The 4,751-nt window shown below is 52.0% G+C and carries 6 protein-coding genes; 2 read left to right on the forward strand and 4 right to left on the reverse strand.

All coding sequences use genetic code 11. The annotated features are described in order from the left end of the window. Nucleotides 1-128 precede the first annotated feature (128 nt). On the forward strand, nt 129-392 hold the full coding sequence (gene cedA, locus FDW94_RS15075; RefSeq protein ID WP_072025560.1) for a cell division activator CedA: 264 nt from the start codon (nt 129-131) through the stop codon (nt 390-392). A gap of 63 nt (nt 393-455) precedes the next feature. Here the strand turns inward: cedA and tcyP are convergent, their stop codons facing one another. From tcyP to hxpB, 4 genes are all read right to left on the reverse strand, one after another. After that, nucleotides 456-1,847: a cystine/sulfocysteine:cation symporter gene (gene tcyP, locus FDW94_RS15080; protein ID WP_006684833.1), complete on the reverse strand. Its 1,392-nt coding sequence runs from the start codon at nt 1,845-1,847 to the stop codon at nt 456-458. A gap of 135 nt (nt 1,848-1,982) precedes the next feature. After that, a complete protein-coding gene (locus tag FDW94_RS15085) occupies nt 1,983-2,582 on the reverse strand; it encodes a metal-dependent hydrolase (protein WP_008784570.1) in 600 nt (199 codons plus the stop codon). 83 nt (nt 2,583-2,665) lie between these two features. Continuing rightward, a complete protein-coding gene (gene kduD / locus FDW94_RS15090) occupies nt 2,666-3,427 on the reverse strand; it encodes a 2-dehydro-3-deoxy-D-gluconate 5-dehydrogenase KduD (RefSeq protein ID WP_137377825.1) in 762 nt (253 codons plus the stop codon). Nucleotides 3,428-3,573: 146 nt separating this feature from the next. Then, the gene (gene hxpB, locus FDW94_RS15095; protein WP_003832561.1) at nt 3,574-4,242 is read right to left on the reverse strand and encodes a hexitol phosphatase HxpB; all 669 of its coding nucleotides are present in this window, start codon (nt 4,240-4,242) and stop codon (nt 3,574-3,576) included. A gap of 166 nt (nt 4,243-4,408) precedes the next feature. On the opposite strand from hxpB, the gene FDW94_RS24305 reads away from it, so the two are divergent. Then, on the forward strand, nt 4,409-4,751 hold a 343-nt coding region (locus FDW94_RS24305), incomplete at its 3' end, for a YniB family protein (protein ID WP_249358549.1).

The raw sequence follows: 4,751 nt of genomic DNA on the forward strand, positions 1-4,751 counted from the left end.
TTGTGGCACAAATAGCACCTGCAACCCGTCTGCGATTCCCGATATAGTCATTCCCTTCATGAATACGCTGTTTTTGCACCGCCCAGTGGCAAAATCGGCTAAGATAGCGGTTTTCTGATTTTTAGAATTTGTCTTTAGTGAAGCAACTGATTATGAAACCTCTTCGCCAACAAAATCGTCCGGTTATCAGCTATGTTCCTCGCGTGGAGCCCGCGCCACCAGAGCATGCGGTTAAAATGGATGCGTTTCGTGACGTATGGATACTACGCGGAAAATATGTCGCTTTTGTCTTAATGGGGGAGGCGTTTCAACGTTCGCCTGCATTTACGGTCCCGGAATCAGCACAGCGCTGGGCTAATCAGGTTCGCCAGGAAAATGAACTAAGCGATTAATGGATATAAAAAAACCGCAGGAGCATGACACTCCGGCGGTTTTTTGTTTTTTAGCTGACAGACTTAGCGATGCGCCAGTTCGGCGTTATCGTCGCTGTCCAGAATCGTTTTATCAGTCTGCTTGAGCCATTGGCTGGTCAGCGTACCGGCAGTCATGGAACCGCTTACGTTCAGCGCGGTACGACCCATATCGATCAGCGGCTCAACGGAGATCAGCAGCGCAACCAGCGTGACCGGCAGACCCATAGCGGGCAGGACGATCAGCGCGGCAAATGTTGCACCGCCACCCACACCCGCAACCCCTGCGGAGCTCACGGTCACGATACCAACCAGCGTGGCAATCCACATTGGGTCCAGTGGGTTGATGCCGACGGTCGGTGCAACCATTACTGCCAGCATTGCCGGGTACAGGCCCGCACAACCGTTCTGACCAATCGTGGCACCAAACGAGGCGGCAAATGAGGCGATGGATTCAGGCACGCCCAGACGACGGGTCTGCGCTTCAACGTTCAGCGGAATTGAGGCTGCGCTGGAACGACTGGTGAAGGCGAACGTCAGCACTGGCCATACCTTGCGGAAGTATTTTAACGGGCTAACGCCGTTCACACCCAGCAGGATCCCGTGTACCACGAACATAATGCCCAGACCGAGATAAGAGGCCACGACGAAGCTACCCAGCTTGATGATGTCCTGCAGGTTGGAACCCGCAACCACTTTGGTCATCAGCGCCAGAACACCGTACGGCGTCAACTGCATCACCAGACGAACCAGTTTCATCACCCAGCTTTGCAGGGTATCGATAGCGACCAGAACGCGCTCGCCTTTTGGTGCATCATCTTTCAGCAGTTTCAGTGCGGCTACACCCAGGAATGCGGCGAAGATAACCACGCTGATAATCGACGTCGGGTTCGCGCCAGTCAGATCGGCAAACGGGTTTTTCGGAATAAACGACAGCACCAGTTGCGGAACGCTGAGGTCAGCCACTTTGCCAACATAGTTGGTTTCAATCGCGTTCAGACGGGCGGTTTCGGCACCACCTTGCACCAGACCTTCGGCGGTCAGGCCGAACAGGTTGGTCACCAGAACCCCTACCAGCGCGGCAATCAGCGTGGTAAACAGCAGCGTTCCGATGGTCAGGAAGCTGATTTTACCTAACTGAGAGGCGTTATGCAGACGTGCAACGGCGCTGAGAATAGACGCAAATACCAGCGGCATAACAATCATCTGCAGTAGTTGGACATAGCCGTTGCCGACAATGTTGAACCACTGTACTGAGTCTTTAAGAACCTGGCTGTCGGAGCCATAAATGGTGTGCAGGGCAAGGCCGAACACGACACCCATGACCAGACCGACCAGTACTTTTTTGGCCAGACTCCACTGTTTGTGACGGGCTTGCGCCAGCACGAACAGCAGCACTACGAACACGATAATGTTCGCGATTAATGGAAAGTTCATCCCCGTTCTCCTGATCTTATTATGCGTATCACCGTTTAAAGGTGATTCTGTTGGCGCAAGATTAGCAGAACTGTGACTTGCCTCTTATATTCAAATGGAATTGTTTATACCGAAAATGACTTTTGGGCTGATTTATTAGTCAATCTGATGCGTTATGAAACGATTGAACTGCATTTGTAGCGTATTAATCATCTGCGAAGACCAGCGTACCGCGCTGTTCTCTTGTACGGTCTGCGGCATCCAGATTGCCCACGCGAACAGTGCCATGCACAGAAACCGCTCCAGTTGATTGCCTTTTTGCGGCACGAGGATGGGCAGACGAAAACGCCAGCGGCAGGGCCAAAGCAGGGGAACGCCTGCTGGAGTCAGCATGTCAGCCAGAATGTGACTAAGATAGCCGAGTACCATACCTTGTAAGGCATCGGCCGGTATTATCCAGGTATCCGGGACTTTCAGGTAGAACGTGGCCAGCAGGGCAAAGACTGCCAGCAGGCTATGCGTAAACCCGCGATGGCCAAATGCGCGGGCAATGGGTTTTGATATCCACTTCAGACGCTGCCCCAGCAGAGATTTGGGATGATCGATATCCGGCAGCAGGCACGTTAAAATGGCTGAAGGAACAATATGCCACCAGTCACCCTGCGCAAGAACGGGCGTTAGCTCGGCATTTTTGGCAAATACCGCACAGGCAATAGAAAAAAGAAGGTGGCCTTCCGCCGTCATGATAAAACCCAATAAACTGTCGATTCATACAGTATAGGGGTTTTATACAGTAGGCGGAAGAGGTGACGTTGTAACCCTTTGTCACAAGTGCGCCTTTACCGCGCCAGCCAACCACCGTCCACGGCCAGCGTATAGCCATGAATATAGTCAGAGGCGGGACTTGCGAGGAACACGACCGGACCTTTTAGATCATCCGGCGTGCCCCAGCGCCCTGCGGGAATACGATCGATAATCTCCTTATTGCGCTCGCTGTCTGCGCGCAGTTGCTGGGTGTTGTTGGTCGCCATATAGCCGGGCGCGATGGCGTTGACATTAATTCCTTTGGCCGCCCATTCATTGGCGAGCAGGCGAGTGATGCCCAGAACGCCGCTTTTTGATGCGGTATAGGAAGGTACACGGATACCCCCCTGAAAAGAGAGCATCGAGGCAATGTTAATGATTTTTCCGCCATTGCCCTGAGCGAGAAACTGGCGCGCCACGGCCTGCGACAGAAAGAAAACGGATTTTAGATTCAGATTCATCACGTCATCCCAATCTTTTTCACTGAAGTCCAGTGCATCCTGACGGCGTATAGTTCCTGCATTGTTGACCAGAATATCGACCCGGCCAAACGCCGATACCGTTTGTGTCACGATGCTGGTGAGAACATCTTGTTGACTGAGGTCGGCCTGAATGGCCATAAAGCGTCGACCGAAGGCGTTAATTTTCTCTGCGGTTTCATGCGGTATTTTACGATTCACGCCGACTACATCGCAGCCCGCTTCAGCCAGCGCCACTGCCATACCCTGCCCGAGGCCGGTGTCACATCCAGTGACGATGGCGACTTTACCCTCGAGACGAAAAGCTTCCTGAATCATGTTTACCTCAACTATTTATGTCATTAACGCTTGCGCTATAGGGCAAGGATAGGAGAGGTTAAACAGAAATACAATTAAAAATGAAACGTCGTTTTAAAATAGAAAGTCTGAAAAGACGGGCAATACGATCATTGCCCGTTACAGGATTAGCCGCGCAGATGAGCGGCTGTGAGTTCGGTGAGCGAGGTTAGTTTGACGTCGGCAAGCACGAAGCGAGGATCGTCCTGATTCTCATGCGCTGGTACGACGATGGAACGCATACGGGCAGCTTTCGAGGCAATCATGCCGTTCACTGAGTCTTCCAGTGCTACGCAGTTTAACGGGTCAATGCCCAGTTTTGCCGCACAATCGAGGTAAACTTGCGGGTGCGGTTTGCTGTAAGGCAGTTTTTCTGCAGAAGCCAGCGCGTCGAAGTCATCGCGCAGATCAAACATGGTCAGCACTTTTTCCAGCATATGTAGCGGCGAGGCGGATGCCAGTCCTACTTTGATTCCCTGAGATTTGCACAGTGCCACAGCTTCACGAACGCCTGGCAGCAGCGGTTTTGTCTCTTCAACCAACGCAATGGCCCGGGTAATGATGCGCTCGGTGACTTCCTGACGTGAGGGGCCGTTCCAGGGTTGCTGCGCAAACCACAAATCAACCACCATGTCGATGCGTAAGCCAAGGGTATCGGGAAGTTCATGGCGGCGGGAGATATCAACGCCTAAACTTGCTATCACATCCAGTTCAGCCTGATCCCAAAGCGGTTCAGAATCGACCAGTAACCCATCCATATCGAAAATTGCAGCAAGAATTTGACGCGGGGTTGACATTACAACCTCTCCTTTACGGTGATAAAAGGGATTAGAGCCAGCCTGGACGGACTCTGAGCGTTCATTATGGCTAATTCAGCAGTATACCGCCTTTAAAGATCAGGCGAAAACGGTAATCAACGGGTAAACTTAGGCCAAAATGACACGTCTTAATCAAGGGGAACTCATGACGTATCAACAAGCTGGACGCATTGCCATCTTGAAAAGGCTGGTGGGATGGGTGGTTTTCATTCCCGCGCTGATTTCAACGCTGGTTTCAGTACTGAAGTTTATGTACGCGCACAGCGAAAAGCAGGAAGGGATTAACGCGGTCATGCTCGATTTTGCCCATGTGATGATCGACATGATGCGGGTGAACACACCTTTTCTTAACGTGTTCTGGTATAACTCGCCAACGCCCGATTTTCAAAGTGGACTGAATCTCGTTTTTTGGCTGATATTCATTCTGATTTTTATCGGCCTGGCGTTGCAGGACTCAGGCGCCAGAATGAGCCGCCAGGCGCGTTTCT

Origin of the sequence: Citrobacter sp. wls757, from assembly GCF_005280935.1 — a bacterium.
Lineage (GTDB): Bacteria > Pseudomonadota > Gammaproteobacteria > Enterobacterales > Enterobacteriaceae > Citrobacter > Citrobacter portucalensis.